Annotated in this window: 17 protein-coding genes; 12 read left to right on the top strand and 5 right to left on the bottom strand. The window is 54.3% G+C overall.

Features of this window, described 5'->3' with window-relative positions:
* Nucleotides 1–36: 36 nt before the first annotated feature.
* The 11 genes from ligA (at nucleotide 37) to K0J45_RS12190 (ending at nucleotide 12,637) form a co-directional block, all read left to right on the top strand.
* Nucleotides 37–2,046, top strand: coding sequence for an NAD-dependent DNA ligase LigA (gene ligA, locus K0J45_RS12240; protein WP_220042765.1), 2,010 nt, complete (start codon nucleotides 37–39; stop codon nucleotides 2,044–2,046).
* Between the two features lie 161 nt (nucleotides 2,047–2,207).
* Nucleotides 2,208–2,678 (top strand): DUF2919 domain-containing protein, encoded by a 471-nt coding sequence (locus tag K0J45_RS12235; protein WP_220042764.1) that lies wholly within the window; start codon nucleotides 2,208–2,210, stop codon nucleotides 2,676–2,678.
* A gap of 498 nt (nucleotides 2,679–3,176) precedes the next feature.
* Nucleotides 3,177–4,385, top strand: coding sequence for a cyclic di-GMP phosphodiesterase (locus tag K0J45_RS12230; protein WP_434086965.1), 1,209 nt, complete (start codon nucleotides 3,177–3,179; stop codon nucleotides 4,383–4,385).
* A gap of 63 nt (nucleotides 4,386–4,448) precedes the next feature.
* The gene (locus K0J45_RS12225) at nucleotides 4,449–5,336 is read left to right on the top strand and encodes an SDR family oxidoreductase (protein ID WP_220042762.1); all 888 of its coding nucleotides are present in this window, start codon (nucleotides 4,449–4,451) and stop codon (nucleotides 5,334–5,336) included.
* A 223-nt stretch (nucleotides 5,337–5,559) separates the two neighbouring features.
* Nucleotides 5,560–6,192, top strand: coding sequence for a thiol:disulfide interchange protein DsbA/DsbL (locus K0J45_RS12220; protein ID WP_220042761.1), 633 nt, complete (start codon nucleotides 5,560–5,562; stop codon nucleotides 6,190–6,192).
* 299 nt (nucleotides 6,193–6,491) lie between these two features.
* A complete protein-coding gene (locus K0J45_RS12215; protein ID WP_011866169.1) occupies nucleotides 6,492–6,758 on the top strand; it encodes a DUF4212 domain-containing protein in 267 nt (88 codons plus the stop codon).
* Nucleotides 6,759–6,769: 11 nt separating this feature from the next.
* Nucleotides 6,770–8,488, top strand: coding sequence for a sodium:solute symporter family protein (locus K0J45_RS12210; RefSeq protein WP_220042760.1), 1,719 nt, complete (start codon nucleotides 6,770–6,772; stop codon nucleotides 8,486–8,488).
* 150 nt (nucleotides 8,489–8,638) lie between these two features.
* Nucleotides 8,639–9,259: a class I SAM-dependent methyltransferase gene (locus K0J45_RS12205; protein WP_220042759.1), complete on the top strand. Its 621-nt coding sequence runs from the start codon at nucleotides 8,639–8,641 to the stop codon at nucleotides 9,257–9,259.
* 120 nt (nucleotides 9,260–9,379) lie between these two features.
* Nucleotides 9,380–11,227, top strand: a complete 1,848-nt coding sequence (locus K0J45_RS12200) for a DUF294 nucleotidyltransferase-like domain-containing protein (RefSeq protein ID WP_220042758.1) — start codon at nucleotides 9,380–9,382, stop codon at nucleotides 11,225–11,227.
* Nucleotides 11,228–11,908, top strand: a complete 681-nt coding sequence (locus tag K0J45_RS12195; RefSeq protein WP_220042757.1) for an exonuclease domain-containing protein — start codon at nucleotides 11,228–11,230, stop codon at nucleotides 11,906–11,908.
* Nucleotides 11,909–12,046: 138 nt separating this feature from the next.
* Nucleotides 12,047–12,637, top strand: a complete 591-nt coding sequence (locus tag K0J45_RS12190) for a lecithin retinol acyltransferase family protein (protein ID WP_220042756.1) — start codon at nucleotides 12,047–12,049, stop codon at nucleotides 12,635–12,637.
* Between the two features lie 100 nt (nucleotides 12,638–12,737).
* Here K0J45_RS12190 and K0J45_RS12185 read toward each other — a convergent pair whose 3' ends face one another.
* From K0J45_RS12185 to dapA, 5 genes are all read right to left on the bottom strand, one after another.
* Nucleotides 12,738–13,805: a ketoacyl-ACP synthase III gene (locus tag K0J45_RS12185; RefSeq protein WP_220042755.1), complete on the bottom strand. Its 1,068-nt coding sequence runs from the start codon at nucleotides 13,803–13,805 to the stop codon at nucleotides 12,738–12,740.
* Between the two features lie 99 nt (nucleotides 13,806–13,904).
* Nucleotides 13,905–14,576: a GntR family transcriptional regulator gene (locus K0J45_RS12180; protein WP_011866162.1), complete on the bottom strand. Its 672-nt coding sequence runs from the start codon at nucleotides 14,574–14,576 to the stop codon at nucleotides 13,905–13,907.
* 106 nt (nucleotides 14,577–14,682) lie between these two features.
* Nucleotides 14,683–16,248: an aldehyde dehydrogenase (NADP(+)) gene (locus tag K0J45_RS12175; protein ID WP_220042754.1), complete on the bottom strand. Its 1,566-nt coding sequence runs from the start codon at nucleotides 16,246–16,248 to the stop codon at nucleotides 14,683–14,685.
* Nucleotides 16,249–16,274: 26 nt separating this feature from the next.
* On the bottom strand, nucleotides 16,275–17,276 hold the full coding sequence (locus K0J45_RS12170; RefSeq protein WP_220042753.1) for a 4-hydroxyproline epimerase: 1,002 nt from the start codon (nucleotides 17,274–17,276) through the stop codon (nucleotides 16,275–16,277).
* 20 nt (nucleotides 17,277–17,296) lie between these two features.
* Complete coding sequence (gene dapA, locus K0J45_RS12165) at nucleotides 17,297–18,211, bottom strand: 4-hydroxy-tetrahydrodipicolinate synthase (RefSeq protein WP_220042752.1); 915 nt, start codon at nucleotides 18,209–18,211, stop codon at nucleotides 17,297–17,299.
* A 203-nt stretch (nucleotides 18,212–18,414) separates the two neighbouring features.
* Here dapA and K0J45_RS12160 point away from each other — a divergent pair, with 203 nt between their 5' ends.
* A complete protein-coding gene (locus K0J45_RS12160; RefSeq protein WP_220042751.1) occupies nucleotides 18,415–19,455 on the top strand; it encodes a proline racemase family protein in 1,041 nt (346 codons plus the stop codon).
* The last annotated feature ends 5 nt before the right edge of the window (nucleotides 19,456–19,460 follow it).

Genomic DNA, 19,460 nt, shown 5'->3' with positions numbered 1-19,460 from the left:
TCAGCGGCCTCTGTTGCTTAAACTGGATAAGAAATCATGCAAGCCATACAAGACGAGATTAAACAGTTAACCGACGAGCTTAATCAGCACAACTATCGCTACTATGTCGATGACGCGCCCTCTATTCCCGACGCCGAATATGACCGTCTGATGCGTCGCCTGCAGGAGCTGGAGGCCGAGCATCCCGAGCTGGCTCAGGCCGACTCGCCAACCCAGAGAGTCGGCGGCGAGGCCCTGAGCAAGTTTAATCAGGTGACTCACCTCAAGCCCATGTTGAGCCTGGATAACGTCTTTAGCGAAGAGGAGTTCAACGCCTTCTATAAGCGCGTCGGCGATAAGCTGCCGGAGACGCCGGCATTTTGCTGTGAGCCTAAGTTAGACGGTCTGGCGGTGAGTATCCTCTACCGCGATGGCGTGTTTGAGCGCGCCGCCACTCGCGGCGATGGCACCGTCGGTGAAGACATCACCGAGAACGTACGCACCATCAAATCTGTGCCATTGAGACTCAGAGGCAGCGGTTTTCCGCCACTGCTCGAGGTGCGCGGCGAAGTCTTTATGCCTAAGGCTGCTTTCGAGGCAGTTAACGACAAGGCCCGCGCCAAGGGCGAGAAGCTCTTCGTCAACCCGCGCAATGCCGCCGCCGGTAGCCTGCGTCAGCTAGACAGCAAGATCACCGCCAGTCGCTCCTTGGCATTCTATGCCTATGCACTGGGCGTGGTGGAGCCAGAAACTTGGCCGCTGGCAGCCAGCCATTTCGAGCAGCTGATGCAGCTTAAAGAGTGGGGCTGTCCGGTGAGCAGTGAAGTTAAGGTATGTGAGGATATCCCCAGCGTGCTGGCCTATTATCAGGACATACTGACCCGTCGCAGCGAGCTGGCCTATGAGATAGATGGCGTGGTGCTTAAGGTGAACGATATCGCCCAGCAGCAGACTCTTGGCTTTGTGGCTAAGGCGCCTCGTTGGGCCACCGCCTATAAGTTTCCGGCCCAGGAGGAGATCACCCTGCTCGAAGGAGTTGACTTCCAGGTGGGCCGTACCGGCGCTGTGACCCCGGTTGCGCGCCTGCAGCCCGTCTTTGTCGGTGGGGTTACCGTCTCCAACGCCACCTTGCATAACGCCGATGAGATAGCCCGTCTCGGGGTGATGATAGGCGATAGCGTGATCATCCGCCGCGCCGGTGACGTGATCCCTCAGGTCGTTGCCGTAGTGCCCGAGAAGCGCCCGAGCGATGCCCAGCCGATCCAGTTTCCGCCGCAATGCCCAGTGTGTGGCAGCGACGTGGAGCGTGTCGAGGGTGAAGCGGTTGCCCGTTGTACCGGCGGCCTCTACTGTGAGGCCCAGCGTAAGGAGGCGATCAAGCACTTCGCCTCTCGCAAGGCATTAGATATTGATGGCATGGGCGATAAGGTGGTAGAGCAGCTGATCGATAAGGAGCTGGTGGCCAGCCCTGCGGATCTCTTCAAGCTGACCGCCTCGGCGATCACTATGCTGGATCGCATGGGGATGAAGTCAGCCACTAATTTGGTCAATGCCCTGGAAGCGGCCAAGCAAACCACCTTTGCCCGTTTCCTCTATTCGCTGGGGATCAGGGAGGTGGGCGAAGCCACCGCCGCCAACCTGGCTAACTATTTCAAGACTCTTGAGCATCTCAAGCAGGCGGATGCCGAGACCTTTATGAAGGTTGACGATGTCGGGGTGATCGTCGCCCAGCATCTGGTGCACTTCTTCGAGCAGCCCCATAACCTTGAGGTGATCGATGGCCTGTTGCAGGCCGGTGTGCACTGGCCCGACATCGAAGAGGTTGCCGAAGAGGCGCTCTCCCTGAAGGGGCAGACCTGGGTATTAACCGGCACTTTGACGCAACTCAATCGCAACGATGCCAAGGCTAAGCTGCAGGCATTAGGTGCCAAGGTGGCGGGCAGCGTCTCGAAAAATACTGATTGCTTGGTCGCCGGTGAGGCCGCCGGCTCTAAGTTGACCAAGGCGCAGGAGCTTGGAGTTAAGGTGATCGATGAGGCAGAGCTCTTGGCAATCCTAGGCTCTTAAATTGGCTGTGTGAATTAGCCGACTAGATTAGATCTAAGCTAAACGAGAGCGTCATCGAGAGATGGCGCTTTTTTTATCGTTCACCGCCTCCATTTGTTATCAGATGTTGAAATCCGCGACATCATCACCATATAGAGAGAAACGGGGGAGGGAGAACACTATTGAATTTTGGACATATTAATTGGTTAGACGATAAGGGACACTTTAAGCCGCCGCTTATGTTGTACCTGATGCTGGCCTTTATCGCCCGGGGATGGTGTGTGTTTATCGCCTCTCTGACTCAGGCCAGCGATCGAGCCGGTTTGGTCGCCCTCATCTATCCGCAAAAGTCTGACTTTCTGATGGCCTTGGCCGCAGGCGTCGGTGGCTTATTTCTCTATGGATTAGTGATCGCCGAGCGTAAACGCGCTCCACTCTGGTTAAGACCCGTCTTTAATCAACTTAAACCTCTGCTGATTGCGCTTTTGATGGTAGATGCCGGCCTTTTGTTGCAGCGCCTGATTCATAACCATTTTCTCTATAGCTGGAGCTTTGGCCTGGACGCACTGTTTCTCTTTTGGAGCCTGCTCTATATCGCCAAGTCGAAGCACCTTAAATACTACCTGCAGGATTGGCGCAATCAGACGGATTAGCGAATCCCGGCCAAAAAAAAGCGCTGCAAGAAGCAGCGCTAAGCATATCTCTTTGAATGAAAATTCAGTCTCAAGATATAGGAATGTTACAAAATACCTTATAAATCAATGTGAAAAACAACAAATTCACAGGACTTATATTAAGGACAATTGACAGCAACACTCTTTAAAGAAACATAATCCGGGGTTGCTACGTATCTCTAAAGAACAGAAGCATACTAACACCAATTGAATATTGTATACAATAAATAATTTCAATCTTAGTTTAGATTTTTTGCATATCTTATAACCAGCAGCTAATCGTCTCTCGGTGCACTTTGGCGTCAATCTGTGCGTAAGTGGTCAATTTAATGACAGATTGTACAAATTGAGTTGCTATTGACTATAGTTATGTTATTAAAGTTAGGTTGCTTTTCATATTCTTAGGGGATCATCCCGCATCCAGATCTGGATGAGGGGACCCAATGGGTATGGGGAAAATCAATGGAGTTGCTTCGAGTGGCCAGAACTGAGCCGATACAATTACCCCTGTCTAAGTTACAAACAGGTATCACTGTTAAGTTACCCTTGTCTTGGAAAAACCATCCTTTCCTTTTTAACCGCATCAAGATTGAAGAAGAGGCGCAGATAGAGCTGATCAAGAGTCTTGGCGTGCCCTATGTTCTGTTGGTGTCGGGCGAAGAACTGTTGGAAGAGGAGAATGATGAGGGGGACGAGCAGGCTGAAAAGGCAGAAGAGGTGGTGGATCCCATCGTAGAAGCCAAACGCAATGTGCGCAAATCCCTGCGTCTGAGTCAGAAACGCTTCATCGATTGTGTCAACGAGTGTCGCTCGACCTTTAGCAAGATAGCCAGCGATCCCGAGGGCGCCTATCGTGAGGCCGCCTCGTTGGTGGAGTCCCTCATCGAGCATATGTTTGAGTATGAACAGACCCACCTGGCGTTAGTGACCGCAGGTGAGAGTGACAATAGCGTGACCCAACACGGTATCTCGGTGGCGGTATTAGCGCTGATGATCGCCAGGGCCATGGAGCTGCCAAAATCAGATATGCGCGACATAGCGCTGGGCTGTCTGTTCCACGACATAGGCAAGCTCAAGGTGCCCGAGTCTATCCGGCGCAAGAAGACACAGTTAACGGCCTCAGAAGCCAATTTCCTCAAGATGCACCCCAACTTTGGCTACGAGATGCTCAACAAGACGGGGCTGTTTAATAAGGCGGTGCTCAGTATTGTCCTGCATCATCACGAGTTTATCGATGGCTCGGGCTTTCCCGACGGTCTGACAGAGAAGAAGATTCCCATCACCACCCAGCTGGTGAGTCTGGCTAACGATTATGACGGTCAGCTGTGGGCCGAAGAGAGCCGCTCGCCTCAGATAGCCCTGGGTTATCTGTTTAAGAATCATGCGGGGAAACATTCGGAGACGCTGATTGCCGTGTTGGTTAAATTGCTTGGGATCTATCCGCCGGGCACTCTGGTGCGTCTCAGCGATGGCGATGTCGGCAAGGTGATGGTCACTACTCAATCGGTGAAACAGCCCCAGGTGTGGGCCTGTCATCCCGACGGCAGCGAGCCCGGCCTGCGCTTCCTCAGCCAGGAGGAGGTGTTTGTCGATAGTGTGCTAAAGCTTGAAGAATTAACCGAAGGTGCAATGCGCGTGTTACAGGCCGACAGTGGAATTAGTTTTTATTTTGCTGGCACCCCCTAGTCCCCTTGCGTTATTTTAGAAGTCTGGTTTCAAGTCAAAATATTTTAATTTAGAGCATTCAAGATGATAACTTCTGTTGCCGTCGTCGGCTGCGGCTGGTTTGGTCTGCCTTTGGCCAAGGAGTTAGTGAGCCAAGGATTAAAGGTCACGGGCTCCAAACGCTCGCCACAGGAGGCCGAGGCCTTATCAGCCGATGGAATCGCAGGCTTTGCGCTGGATTTAGAAACGCTTGAGAGTGAAGGTTTGTCCTCTCAGGCCCGCGAAGCGATAACCCAAGGCCTCGCCTGTGATGCCATAGTGATCAACATTCCCCCCGGACTTCGCCGTGGTGATAACGGTTATCTTGATCGCCTCAAGCGCCTCAAGGCGTTAATGGGGACTCACGAATATCAGCGAATCATTTTTATCAGCACGTCTGGTGTCTATCCTGCCGGTGGTGGTTGTTTTTCGAGCGAGAGTGCTGAGAGTGGTTGCGTCGAGAGCGATGCTAAGGCCCACAGCCCGGCGAGCGAGACCTTGCTGGCCGCCGAGGCGCTCTTCTCAGGTGCTAACTCTGCCGTTGGCGAGTCTAAGAATAACTGCGTCGTCGTGCGTTTCGCCGGCCTCATAGGTCCCAAAAGGCATCCAGGGCGATTCCTGGCGGGAAGAGAGAATGTGCCTGGTGGTAACCTGGCGGTGAATATGGTGCATCTCGATGATTGCATTGGTGCCGTGACCTCACTGCTGAAAGCCGAGGGGCCTTTATCGCCAGCCTATAATCTCTGCGCGCCGCTGCATCCCACCAAGGCGGATTTTTATCAACAGGCGGCGACTCAGTTGGGGCTCACGCCGCCAAGCTTTATCGAGGGTGACTTAATTGAAGATAAGCGCGTCGATGGAGGCCTTATCACCCGGGAGCTAAACTATCGGTATAAGTTTACCGATCCCTTAGCTATGTTGGCCCATTGCTAGGCTAATGCTTGTGAAAGCCAGTGTTCGTGAAGGCTAATGTTCATAAAGGTTTGCGTTCAAAAGGCCGAAGCGTATTTGGTTGCGCTTTTGACTGAATTTATGAGTCCTTGTCTTGGTAAGAGAAGATAGTAAGAGAAGATTGTGAGAGAAGGTTGCAAGATAAATAAATAGCCTCAGCTAAGCTTGGGGTAGAAACATTTTTCAATAATAAGAAGAGTTGGTTATGAAAAGAGTCGTGAATCTATGTCGTTATGTGAGTCTGTTGTTTATCGCCCTGGCCGCCTTTCAGGTTAGCGCTGAGGCTAAGTATGTCGAAGGGGTCGACTATGTGAAGGTGGCGGGGATCCCTGAGGTGAATCAGCCTGTGGTACGCGAGTTCTTCTCCTATAACTGCCCCCACTGTTATCGTCAGGATGGCTTGATCACCTCGGCCGTGGCCAAGTTAAAGGCCGACTTGGGTGATAAGCTGGCATTTGAGCGCACGCCGGTGGCGGGTGGGCGTGCTGCCTGGCAGCTAAGCCAGGAAGCCTACTACCTGGCGAAGAAGTTTCATGTGACCGAGCAGACCCATGGCAATTTGTTTAAGCGGATCCATGAGGGGAACGGCGCCTTTAAGCGTCAGGAGGAGCTGAGTCAGTTCTTCGTCGAGCAGGGCCTGTCGAAGGCAGAGGTCGACAAGGCGCTGGCGTCGGTAGATAACAAGTTGGCGATCGCCGACTATGATACTCAGGCGCAATTATCTGGGATCCGCGGGGTGCCTTCGCTGCTGGTGAACGGCAAATATCTGGTGAGCAATAAGCAGCGCAGCGCCGAGGAGTTGGCCGATCTGCTTGCCTATCTCTCGACCCTGAAATAGGTCACTCTTCTCATCAGTGAAGCTTCTCAACAGGGAAGCCTCTCTATCCCATCAGCCGCCGCTTGGCGGCTTTTTTGTACAATCCATTAACAATTCTGTTCGACCTTAGTCTAGTTTGCAAGCCTATGAAAATTATAGGTTTACGCTGGCGTCAACTTTGATCTTATTGTTTTGTAAAGAAAATGTTTTAATTCGCGCTCAGGTTGACGCTGGCGTTAGACCAAAGTCGCGATTGTCCTAATGACTGCGCTTGCTAGATTAATTCATGACTTAATAATAATCAGCACAGGGGAGTCGCAATGGCTTTTGAAAATAACGAAAAGGCAGAAGGTTACTGGCGTGAAAATTTACGTCTAGTGCTCGGACTGCTAGCAATTTGGGCTGCAGTGTCATTTGGCTGCGGTATTTTATTGGTCGATGTACTCAATGAGATCCATTTCATGGGCTTCAAACTGGGCTTCTGGTTTGCTCAGCAGGGGGCCATGTATGTATTCGTTGCACTGATTTTTGTCTACGTGGCGAAAGCCAATGCCTTAGACAAAAAATACAATGTTCATGAAGACTAAGGAGCAATGAGATGGATGTTCAAACGTTAACCTATTTGATTGTGGGCTTTACCTTTGCCCTCTATATTGGCATTGCGATCTGGTCTCGCGCCGGCTCAACTAAAGAGTTCTATGTTGCTGGCGGTGGCGTACACCCTGTGATGAATGGTATGGCCACGGCGGCAGACTGGATGTCGGCGGCGTCTTTCATTTCATTGGCGGGTATCGTCTCCTTCGTCGGTTATGACGGTTCCGTCTACCTGATGGGCTGGACTGGCGGTTATGTGCTGCTCGCGCTCTGTATGGCACCTTATCTGCGTAAGTTTGGCAAGTTTACCGTGCCCGACTTTATCGGCGATCGTTATTACTCCCAGGCGGCCCGTACCGTTGCGGTAGTCTGTGCCATCTTCATCTGTTTCACCTACATCGCCGGTCAGATGCGCGGTGTGGGCGTGGTGTTCTCACGCTTCTTGGAAGTAGAGGTCGATACCGGGGTTTATATCGGTATGGCCGTGGTCTTCTTCTACGCAGTACTCGGCGGCATGAAAGGCATTACCTATACCCAGGTGGCTCAGTACTGCGTATTGATCTTCGCCTTCATGGTTCCTGCTATCTTCATCTCTGTGATGATGACAGGCCATATCCTGCCGCAGCTTGGCTTCGGCGCCGAGTTGGTGGATGCTGCGGGCAACAACACGGGGGTATACCTGCTTGAAAAACTCGACGGACTGTCAGCTCAGCTTGGCTTCTCTCAGTACACAGAGGGCTCTAAGGGGATGATCGACGTCTTCTTCATCACGGGTGCACTCATGTTCGGTACTGCGGGTCTGCCGCACGTTATCGTTCGCTTCTTCACCGTGCCTAAGGTAAAAGATGCACGTGTCTCAGCCGGTTGGGCATTGGTGTTTATCGCCATCATGTACACCACTATTCCTGCACTGGCCGCCTTCTCTCGCGTGAACATGATTGAGACAATCAATGGTCCTGAGTCAACGGGTGTGGCTTATGAAACGGCACCAGATTGGATCAAGAACTGGGAGAAGACAGGTCTGATCAAGTGGGACGATAAGAACAACGACGGCAAGATCTACTATGCCAAGGGCGAAACCAACGAGATGAAGATTGACCGCGACATCATGGTACTGGCTACCCCTGAGATCGCTAATCTTCCAGCTTGGGTGATCGCACTGGTTGCGGCAGGTGGTTTGGCGGCGGCGCTGTCAACTTCTGCGGGTCTGCTACTGGTTATCTCAACGTCGGTATCGCACGACCTGTTGAAGAAGAACTTCATGCCGGATATCTCGGATAAGCAGGAGCTGCTCTATGCCCGTATCGCTGCGGCGCTGGGTATCGTCATGGCGGGTTACTTTGGTATCAATCCTCCAGGCTTCGTAGCGGCCGTGGTGGCAATCGCCTTCGGTCTGGCGGCATCGTCACTCTTCCCGGCGATCATCATGGGTATCTTCTCTCGTACCATGAATAAAGAGGGCGCCATTGCTGGTATGGTGATAGGTCTGCTGTTCTCGGCAAGCTACATCATCTACTTCAAGTTTGTGAATCCAGGTGATAACAACGCGGCTAACTGGTTGTTTGGTATCTCGCCAGAAGGTATAGGCATGCTGGGTATGATCATCAACTTTGCGGTAGCCTTTATCGTCAGCAAGGTAACGGCTGCGGTACCACAGAATGTGGTTGATATGGTCGAATCAATCCGCTTCCCTAAGGGAGCCGGTGAGGCCCACGATCACTAAGTTGATAAACTTATCGACCTAGGGAGCGCAGTGCGCTCCCTTTTTTTATTTCATATCTTATTGATTTACCTTTTGCTTATCTGGCAGTCTCAGGGTTTGTGTTTGGAGTTTATAGTTGGGATTCATGTTTGGAGTTTTAGGGGAGTAGGGGTGAGTAACTATCAATTATCTGTGGCTACCTTTAATAAGCTGGCGCGCCAGTATCAGGATAAATATATGCAAATGCCGCTCTACGAGCCCACCTATGCCCGCTTGAGTGAGTTACTCGGCGAGCAAGATAGGGTGCTGGAGCTTGCCTGCGGCCCGGGTAACATCGCCCGCTATCTGTTAGCGCGCCATCCTCAGCTCGATTATTTGGGGACAGATCTGGCACCGCAGATGGTGAGCCTGGCAAGAGAGAATAATCCCACCGGCAAGTTTGAGGTGATGGACTGCCTGGCTATCGACAGTTTAACTAAGATGTTTGATGCCATAGTGTGTGGATTTTGCCTGCCTTACCTCAATCGTGATGAGGCCAAGGCCTTGATCCAGGCGATGGCAAGAAGGCTGAATGTTGGTGGGCTGCTCTATTTGAGCACCATGGAGGGCGATTATGCCGCCTCAAAGCTGCAGACCTCCAGCAGCGGCGATCAGGCTTTCATCTATTATCACTGCGGCGAGTGGCTCAGCGCTGAGCTGAGCTCGGCAGGTTTTGAGCTGCTAAACTGCCACCGTCAGGACTATCCCGAGCGGGGCGATGTGGATCTCTTCATCATTGCTAGGCGGCGTTAGGGAATCGGCTGGCCATTAGTCGTATACAAGAGTTTGTTTGTTAAGGCTATAGTGAATAAAACGGCCGATGCTTGGCGAGAGTCCAGGGCGAGATGCCGACCATAACGCAAGAGGGAGATCATGGACGCGAGCGAACTGCAACCTATTACCCAATTTCTTGGCCAGCTGACGCCCTTTGACAGTCTATCTGAGCAGACCCTGGAGCGCTGCTGCCGCGCCCTCACCGTCGGTTATTACAGCCGCTCCTCCGTCTATGTGCCGCTGGATGAGGAGCACCCTCAGCTCTATATCGTCCGCAGCGGTGCCTTCGAGGTGCGCGGTGAAGATGGCGACCTGATCGACAGGCTCGGCGACGGCGATTTTTTCGGCTTTCCCTCGCTGCTCTCCGGCGAGAAGGTGAGCAACAGAGTACAGATCCTCGAAGATGGTTTGGTATATCACTTAGACCCTGAAACCTTCAATCAGCTGAGAAGTGAGAGTCGCGAGTTCGATCGCTTCTTTAACCGTGCCTTTGCCAAGCGATTGCGCCATCAGGGGCGCTTCAAGGCCAAGGAGCTTGGCTCCACCAACAGGGTCAGCAGCCTGATGTCCAAACAGCCCTTGTGTCTGGATATCAATGCCAGCGTCAGCGACGCCGCCCGTCTGATGCGGGATAACCGGGTCTCCTCGGTACTTATCATAGATAACCACAAGCTTGCGGGGATCCTCACCGACAGGGATCTGCGCAATCGCGTGCTAGCCGAATCCCTCGATGGCAGCCTGCCTGTGCACCAAGCGATGACGGTAACCCCGACCACCCTGAGTGCCAATGCCCTGGTGTTCGAGGCCATGTTGCTGATGAGCCAGCACAACATTCACCATCTGCCCATCATGGACGAGGGACACCCCATAGGGGTGATCACCAGCACAGATATTTTGCGCGGCCAGAGCTCGCAGCCCTTGCTACTCATTGGCGAGATAGAGCGACAACATGATCTCGAGAGCCTGATCCATGTCTCTAAACAGATCCCGCTGTTGCTGCAAAACCTCATCAGCGCCGATGCCAGGGCCGAGGAGATAGGCAGGGTGCTGACCTCGGTGACCGATGCCTTGACCCGGCGGCTGATCGTGCTCAATCAGCAGATCCTCGGTCAGGCGCCCATGCCATTTTGCTGGCTGGCGTTCGGCTCTCAGGGGCGCCAGGATCAGGCGGCCTGTTCGGATCAGGATAATGGCCTCTTGCTGGCACATGAGATGGATGAGCATGCCCAGGGCTATTTCGAGGCCCTGACCAAGGCGGTCTGCGCCGGGCTGGATCGCTGCGGTTATGTCTACTGTCCTGGGGATATCATGGCGCAGAACCTCAAATGGCGGATGACGCTGGCCCAGTGGCAACAGAAGTTTGCCAACTGGGTCGAACATCCCGAGCCTAAGGCCTTGATGCATGCCAGCATCTTCTTCGATATGCGCTGCGTCTATGGGCCTTCGAGCCTGTTTGAGGGGCTGCAGTCTCAGGTGCTGGAATCCACCAAGGATAACGATATCTTCCTCGCGGGGATGGCCGGCAACGCCTTGCAGGTGTCACCACCGCTGGGCTTCTTCAAGAAGTTTGTCCTGGAGCGTGATGGCCAGGAGGTGAAGGGGATCGATCTCAAGCACAAGGGCAGCGCGCTTATCAACGATATCGCCAGAGTCTACGCGCTGTCGGCGGGCATTAGCGAGGTGAATACCGCCAAGCGCATCCGCCTGCTGATGGAGCAGAACATCATCAATCGCAAAGATGCCCTGAATCTCGCCGATGCCCACGAGTTTATCGCACACATGCGCCTGTCGAATCAGGGCTATCAGTATACTCACAACCAGCCCCTCACCAACTATCTGATGCCCCAGCAGCTCTCCTCGCTGGTACGTCATCAGCTGCGTGACGCCTTCAAGGTGGTACATGATGCGCAGGCGGGTCTGAAACTTAAATTTACCCGGAGCTTCTAGGTGCTAGCAGGGGTGAAGGTCAGATCGCAGCTCTGTTGGCGAGCCCTGAAGGCAAAAGATGCCGGGCTCAAGGCCTATCAGCAGGCGCTGATGCCGGTTATCGATAAGTCATTCGCTGAGGCGGAGCTGCTCGCCATAGATCTCGAGATGACGGGGCTCAATGCCAGCTTCGATCAGATCTTGAGTATCGGCGTGGTGCCTATCCGTCAGGGGCAGCTTATTCTCAGCGAGGCGCAGCACAAGTTGGTGCAGATAGAGGGCAGCGTCGGCCAGAGTGCCACCATACACGGCATCTTAGACACTCATTTGGATGCGGCCTTGACCCCGGAGCAGGCGATGGCCTGGTTTTTATCTGTGAGTGAGGGAATGGTGTTGGTGGCCCACCATGCGCCGCTGGATCTCGCCTTCTTACAATCTGGCCTGCAGGCCTGTTTGGGAGAGAAGCCGCGCCTGCTCGCCATAGATACCTTATTGCTAGAGAAGCAGCGACTGCTCAGACAACAGGAACATCTGCAAGAGGGCAGTCTGCGCCTGGGGCGCAGCCGCGCCCGATATGGTCTGCCCGTGTATGCGGCTCATAACGCACTCATCGACGCGCTGGCCTGCGGCGAGTTGCTGCTGGCGCAGGTGGCGGCCATGGGCGGCGCAACTAAGGTAAAGATCGCCGAGCTGCTGCCTTAATACCTGATTATACTTGGTTACATTTTGCGCCTTTATCTTTGGCGACTTTCCGCCATTATCTCAGTAGAGACAAGATGTTGGACGCATTGAGACAAGTAGGTGTCCGGCAGTGTAACGGTTAGAGCAAAGAGGTTAATCATGGCGCTTCCTTTACTCTGGCTCGGTGGGGCCGCCCTGGGGGCCGCCTTTATCGCCGACGCCAAGCAGAAACAACGACAGTTGACCTTAGACAGGCGGTTAGGTCGTGCGCCCAAGGCGCCAGAGGGTAAGCGGGTGAGCCCACTCGCCCCCAGTGTGTTGCACCTGGGTGAGGTCAAGGTCACGCCGCCTCCCGGCGCCCTGGTGTGCTGCTTCGTCTTCGGGGTGATAGAGCATACCGGGATCTGGCTTGGCGACGATACCTTGGTAGAGTTACACGGCAGCGGGCTGATCCGGCCTGTGTCATCTAAGCGGTTCTTGGCGGGGCGCACAGGTAGCCGTATCTTCGTCGCCTGTGACCATCAACATAGGCCCTTAATCGGCGAGTCCGTGCTGAAGAGGGCGCAGCAGGCCATCTATCAGTATCGCGACTATGATCTCTTCGATAACAACTGCCATCGCTTCGTCTGGTATTGTCTTACTGGCGAGGAGCTGAGTATCTCGAGTTTCGATAAGTTTAATCGTCTGCTGGCCAGCCATTTCGCCCAGGCCATCTATTGGGATGAGGCGGCAATAGCGAAACGCGATTAAGAAAGGCTTAGCTTGGACCTGGTTCGAAGGTCAATTCATTAAGTCTTAAGCTAAAAAAATGCCGACATCATGTCGGCATTTTCTGTTTCCAATCTAGCGATTATTCGCCGCAGAAGTAGTTCACGGCGCGCTTGACCAGCTCGATGCCTGTCTGATCGCATGGCGGTAGCTCGGCATCCGATTCGCTGATCGGTGTCACGCGCTCGCCCCACTTGAACAGCACTGCTGCCGAGGTCAGGCCAGCACCGAAGGCACAAGACAAGATGGTTTGATTTGGCTTGATCAGTCCCTTCTCCAGCGCATCGCAGATGGCGATAGGGATAGTGGCCGCCGAGGTGTTGCCGTAGTTGGCAATGTTCACCACAGCCTTCTCTTTCGGGATCTTCATGCGGTTGATCAGGGTATCGATAATGCGCTCGTTCGCTTGATGCGGGATCACCAGATCCACTTCGTCTTTGTCGACGCCACATTTTTCCAGCACTGTGTTGCTGAGCTTGCCCATACCGGCGATGGCGCGCTTGAAGATCTCCTGACCGTTGAATTCGATGTAGAAATCCAGTGAAGCGGCGTTGAATCTGTCCATGGCGGTACCAAAGCCCGCCTTGAGGATATCGCGACCGGCTGGGTCGTTGTTGAGCTCATAGCCCAATACGCCGCCTGGCAGATCTGTGGCTTCGACGACCACGGCTCCTGCGCCGTCACCGAAGAGTACCGCGGTTTCCCGGCGAGACCAGTCGAGGTAGAAGGAGAGACGCTCGGCGCCAATCACCAATACCTTCTTCGACTGACCGCTCTTGATCTGTGAGCTGGCCAAACCTAAGCCGTAGAGAAAACCACTACAGGCGGCATTGATATCGAACGCACCGCAGCTGGCGCCAATGTTGGCCTGTACGGTTGATGCTATGTTTGGAATGAGCGTATCAGGGCTGGCGGTCGCCAGTATGATAAGATCTATCTCTTCGCCCTTAACACCGGCAGCTGCCAGGGCACGCTGTGCGGCAACGGTTGCTAGCTCAGAGGTGTTGACATGACTGATGTGTCGCTGACTGATCCCAGTACGCGGCTTAATCCATTCATCGGAAGTGTCGATAAAAGTGGCAAGATCATGGTTGGTAAGCGTTGCGGGGGGAACACATTTTCCCCAGCCGGTAATGGTGGCGTACTGCATCTGAATATTCTCTCAAAAATAAAAAGGCAGAGTACATCAGCTCTGCCTTATCAAACTAATCTAATAAGCCTAGCAATAAGTCAAGCAAGCTACAGTGATTTAGCTCACCTGTTGGGCAACCAGCTCACGTATGGCATTGGCTGCATGTAATATATGGTCTCTCAGAAGCGTTACTGCCTTGTCAATTTCTTGGTTACGACAGTAGGTGAGCAAGTCTCTGTGGTCTTGCGCCGCTCTGGGGATGCCGCCTGCCAGCAGAAGCTGTAGACGTATGTAGCGATCACAGTTGGTATTTAGACCGTGTACCACGTCCATGGTGTGAGGACGATCGGCCGCCTGATACAGGCAGGTGTGGAACTTGGTATTGAGTTCACTCCAGCTGCTCACAGCATCTTCCTGTTGGAAAGCCGCCTCAAGCTCATCCAGGTACCCCTGGGCCTGAGCCAGCATCTCATCATCGAGATTCGGGATCGCCTTGGCAAGCAGATCGGTTTCGATTAGGGCCCTTAGCTCAAACAGCTCGGTGACTTGATCGACCGACAATTCGGTGGCAGTAGCGCCCTTATGGGCTTCAAACTTTACGAGTCCTTCGGCTTCGAGTTGCAGCAGGGCTTCTCTGACCGGGATGCGACTGACGTTCAGTGCCTCGGCTAAGGCGCTCTGGCGTAATGGTTCGCCGGCGGCAATTTCGCCTGAAAGGATTTTCTCTCTTAAGACTTCCACCACGACCTGGGTGCGCGTTTTATGAACGATTGGAGTTGTTCGGCTCATAGTTCCCGTAATGTCTTTTCGTTATTATATGTGATCCGCATAAGATTACCGCTTATAGCACTATAAATAAAGGGAAACCGTGGTTTCCCTTTATTTAATATGCCTGTTAGAAGCGCTTTAGGAGACTTTGTCCATCTCGCAATGCTTCGGGCAGCAAAGCAGATGGCATGTTTTGATAGCAGATGGGCCGTGTCCAGCGGTGGATAGCCTTGCTGCCCACCGAGGTGCTGCGACTGTCGGTGCTGGCAGGGTAGGGCCCGCCATGGTTCATCGAGTGACACACCTCGACGCCTGTTGGCATCTGATTGAAGATAAGCCTGCCGACTCGCTGGCCGATGGCATCCACCAGGCTATGGGCATGAGCCCAATCGCCCTCGTTGCCATGAAGCGTGGCGGTAAGTTGCCCCTCGAGCTGCTCGGCAACGGCCTGCATCTGCGCGGCGTCTTGGCACTCGACTACTATCGCGAAGGGCCCAAAGACCTCCTGTTGCAGGGCGCTGTCGGCCAGATAACCTGCCGCATCCACCTTTACCGCCGCCGGGCGGGTATGGTGGCTGGCCTCGGCTGCCTTGCCCTGGGCCAAAAGTGTTAGCCGTGGATCTGCCAGAAGCGCCTCAGTTTGCTCCTGATAGGTGGCGGCGATGCCTAGGGTAAGCATGGCACTGGCGGCTTGTTCGGCCAGAGTCTGGCTGAGCCTATCGCAGTAGCGGGTCAGCGCCTCGCCCTTGATGGCGACAATCACCCCAGGGCTGGTGCAGAACTGACCATGGCCCATCATCATAGACTGCACCTGAGTCTCGGCCAGCGTCTCTGCCTGCTCGGCGAGTATCCCAGGTAGTAGGAATTGTGGATTGGTAGAGCCCAGTTCGCCATAGAAGGGGATTGGTTCGGGGCGCGCCGCGCAGCGATCTGCCAGGATGCGGCCTACCTTTAACGAGCCGGTGAAGCCCACCGCCTTGATCTCTGGCGCCTCGACCAAGCCTGTCGAAAGCGCCGGGGTATGTCCCTGCAGCAGACTAAATACGCCGGCTGGCATGTCGCATGCCTTGATCGCCTTTTCTATGGCCTGAGTGACCAGCTCGCTGGTGGCCGGATGTGCCGGATGACCCTTGACGATAACGGGGCAACCAGCGGCGAGCGCCGATGCGGTATCGCCCCCCGCGGTGGAAAATGCCAGCGGGAAGTTAGAGGCACCGAAGACGGCCACAGGCCCCAAAGCAACTTTACCAAGACGGGTATCTGGCTTTGGCAGCGGCTGACGCTCTGGTTGAGCCATGTCTGCAATCGATTGCTCTATTGGGTTAACAAGGTTTTGGGCAAACAGGCGCAGCTGACCACAGGTGCGCCCAGTTTCGCCCTGTAATCTGGCCAGAGGCAGGCCGGTTTCGAGGTGGGCGGCTTCTATTATCGCCTCTTTGTCGGCCTCGATATGCTCGGCAATGGCGCTTAGAAAGGCGGCGCGCTCACTGTCGCTCTTGTTGCGATAGCTGTTAAAGGAGTGCTCAGCCGCCTTGGTGGCCAGGGCGAGCTGCTCATCGTCCGCGCAGGCAAAGTGCCAATCAATCTGAGCATTAGCGACGGGGTTAAAGCTTTGAAAGGCGGAGGCTTCGCCCTGCCACTCGCCATTGATGTAATGCTGACCGGTTAATCTGTTGGTGATGCTTTGTGTCATTGCTATTGTCCTTTTGGGCTGGCCGGTTAGACCACCTGAAATCCGAAGGCATAGGGATCGTCATCGTCGACCGTGATGGCGTTGTGCCCGGTGATGCGCGCCCAGCCCTTGATACTTGGCATGATGGCGTCAAATTCGCCCACTTTGGTGGCGGCTTCGATGCGGCCGACAAATTGGCTACCTATGATGCTCTCATGGGTGTACTCATCGCCGACCTTGAGCTCGCCGCGGCTATAGAGCTGCGCCAGACGGGCGCTGGTGCCTGTGCCGCAGGGTGAACGGTCGATCGCCTTGTCGCCATAGAACACAGCATTAGCGCCATTGGAGCCTTCGCTGATGGTGTCGCCGGTCCAGAGCACGTGGGAGACGCCGTTGACTGTGGGGTCGTCCGGGTGCACGCAGTTTAGTTCTCTGTGGGCGATTTCGCGCACGATTGGGCTCCAGCGCAGGATATCGCCGGCGTTCCAGTGGCGCAGGCCGGCGAAGTTAGCCTGGGGATCGACGATGGCGTAGTAGTTACCGCCGTAGGAGACATCTATCTTGAGCGGCCCAAGGCCTGGGATATCCAGCACCACATCTTTATGGGCTAGATAGGCGGGCACGTTGAAGATCTTGACCCAATCTACCTTGGCGCCGGTTTGCTGATACTGCACCTTAATCTGCCCGGCGGGCACGTCTATGGTGAGCTGACCCGGCGTCTTAGGGGTTAATAGGCCAGACTCGAGCGCGGCTGTGATGGTGCCTATGGTGCCGTGGCCACACATGGGCAGGCAGCCGCTGGTCTCTATAAACAGGATGGCGGCATCGGCGTTGTCGCTGCAAGGGGGGTAGAGGAAGGCGCCGGACATCATGTCGTGGCCCCTGGGTTCAAACATCAGCGCCTTGCGGATCCAGTCATACTGCGCTAGGAAATCCTGGCGCTTCTCGCTCATAGTGCGACCCTTGAGGTCCGGATGGCCACTGGTGACCAAACGGACCGGGTTGCCGCAGGTATGAGCATCGACGCAAAAGAAGGTACCTTTTAACATCTATGCCATACTCCCTAGATTTAGTTGAGGTTGTACTTGTCGAGATCCAGGCGGGTAGCCAAGGCTTCGGCCATCACCTTTTCCACATAGGCACGTTCGTCACCGATCAAGGTCATGCGCGGCAGGCGCACATTTTCGCTGCCGCGGCCGACGATCTGCTCGGCAAACTTGATGCACTGTACCAGGGTCGGAATGGTGTCCAGGCGCAACAGCGGCATGAACCAGCGGTAGATCTCGCGAGCTTCTTCGATACGGCCGGCACGGGCCAGTTTAAATAGAGTAACAGATTCTCTTGGGAAGACATTGGTTAGGCCAGAGATCCAACCTGTGGCGCCCAGCAAAATGCTCTCCAGCGCAATATCGTCGACACCGCAGAGGATGTTGAAACGATCGCCGAAACGGCTCTGCAACTCGGTGAGACGGCGGGTATCTGTGGTCGATTCCTTGATGGCCACTATGTTTGGCTCTTCGGCCAGCACGGCGGTCATCTCCAGGTTGATGTCGACGCCATAACCCACAGGGTTGTTGTAGATCATGATTGGCAGTTTGGTCGAGCGCGCTACGTGTTGGTAGTGGGCGATCACCTCGCGGTCAGTGCCGCGGTAGACCATGGCGGGCAGTAGCATCAGGCCATCGACACCGAGCGCCTCGACATCCTGGGCGTATTTCGCCGCCTGCTGTGCCGTGTTTTCGGTGCAGCCAGAGAGCACCAGGATGCGGCCATTGACCGTCTCGACCGTGTGCTTGATAAATTCACGTTTTTCTTCCGGAGAAAGGGAGGCGTTCTCGCCTATGGTACCCAGGGCGATCACCCCATCGATACCGTCACGAATGAGGTCTTCCAGCATTCTTGCGTTCGACTCATAGTTGATCGAACCATCGTTATTAAATTGGGTAGAAATTGCTGGGAATACACCTTGCCAGTTTACTTTCATGTTCAGACCTCTATAGATATTGCCGTGCAACGTGCGCGGCGAAAAAGTGATATCAAGTTTTGGCGTTTACCAAAAGCTATGGTATATTGTATACAATTTTAGGGGAAAGAAAAGCCCCTTGGTGAGATTGCCGCTATTTATGTTTTTATCTCTCACCGGTAAATACTATATATTGCATACAAACAATAACAAAGGAAGTCCCGATGCGCCTATTAGATTTAAGTCCTAGCTTTCTCAATGCTTGTACCCGATTTAAGACCCTCGACGCTCACACCGAAGGCGAGCCGTTGCGGATCCTGCTGGAGGGATATCCCGAGATCCCGGGGGATACCATTTTGGCCAAACGCAGATATCTCACGGCGCATCTGGACCATTATCGTAAGCTCTTGATGCATGAGCCCAGGGGCCATGCCGACATGTACGGCGCCATCATCACTGCGCCTATCACCCCGGGCGCTGATTTCGGCGTGCTGTTTCTCCATAACGAGGGGTACAGCAGCATGTGCGGTCACGGCATCTTGGCCTTGGTAACAGTGGCTGTCGAGACGGGCACCCTAGCGCTTGGCGATACGCCAAGAGAGATAAAGATAGATGCGCCGGCAGGGCTTATTCACGCCAAGGCCTATCGTGATGAGGCGGGTGAGCTCAAGGTGAGTTTTCGTAACGTGCCTTCCTGGGCCGAGGCGCTGGATTGTCGCGTAACCGTCCAGGGGATAGGCGAGGTGGCTTACGATATCGGTTTCGGCGGTGCCTATTACGCCTATGTCGATGCTGACGCGCTGGGGTTAAGCTGCGCGCCGGAAAATGTTGCTCAGCTGATCGATTGGGGTCGGCGCATCAAACATGCCGTGATGGCTCAGCATCCGTTAGCTCATCCATTAGAAGCGGATTTGGGCTTTCTCTACGGCACTATATTTACCTCGAGTAAGACCAGCTCCAATGATGCCCACTCGCGCCATGTGTGTGTGTTTGCCGATGGCGAAGTGGATCGCTCGCCCACAGGCACTGGGGTTGCGGGTCGAATAGCTTTGCTTCACGCTCGCGGCGAGGTCGCACTGGGTGAGCGCCTGAAGATTGAGAGTATCGTCGATGGCGCCATGCAGGTTTGCGCGGTGGATAACGCCGACTTTTATGGCAAGGCAGCGGTGATCCCCGAGGTGAGTGGCCGCGCTTTTATTACCGGGCGTCATGAGTTTATCTTAGATCCTAAGGATCAGTTTCAGCAGGGATTTATGCTCAGATGATCGAG

The organism is Shewanella alkalitolerans (assembly GCF_019457575.1).
In the GTDB taxonomy this organism is placed as follows: domain Bacteria; phylum Pseudomonadota; class Gammaproteobacteria; order Enterobacterales; family Shewanellaceae; genus Shewanella; species Shewanella loihica.
This window is presented reverse-complemented; position numbering and strand designations above follow the sequence as displayed.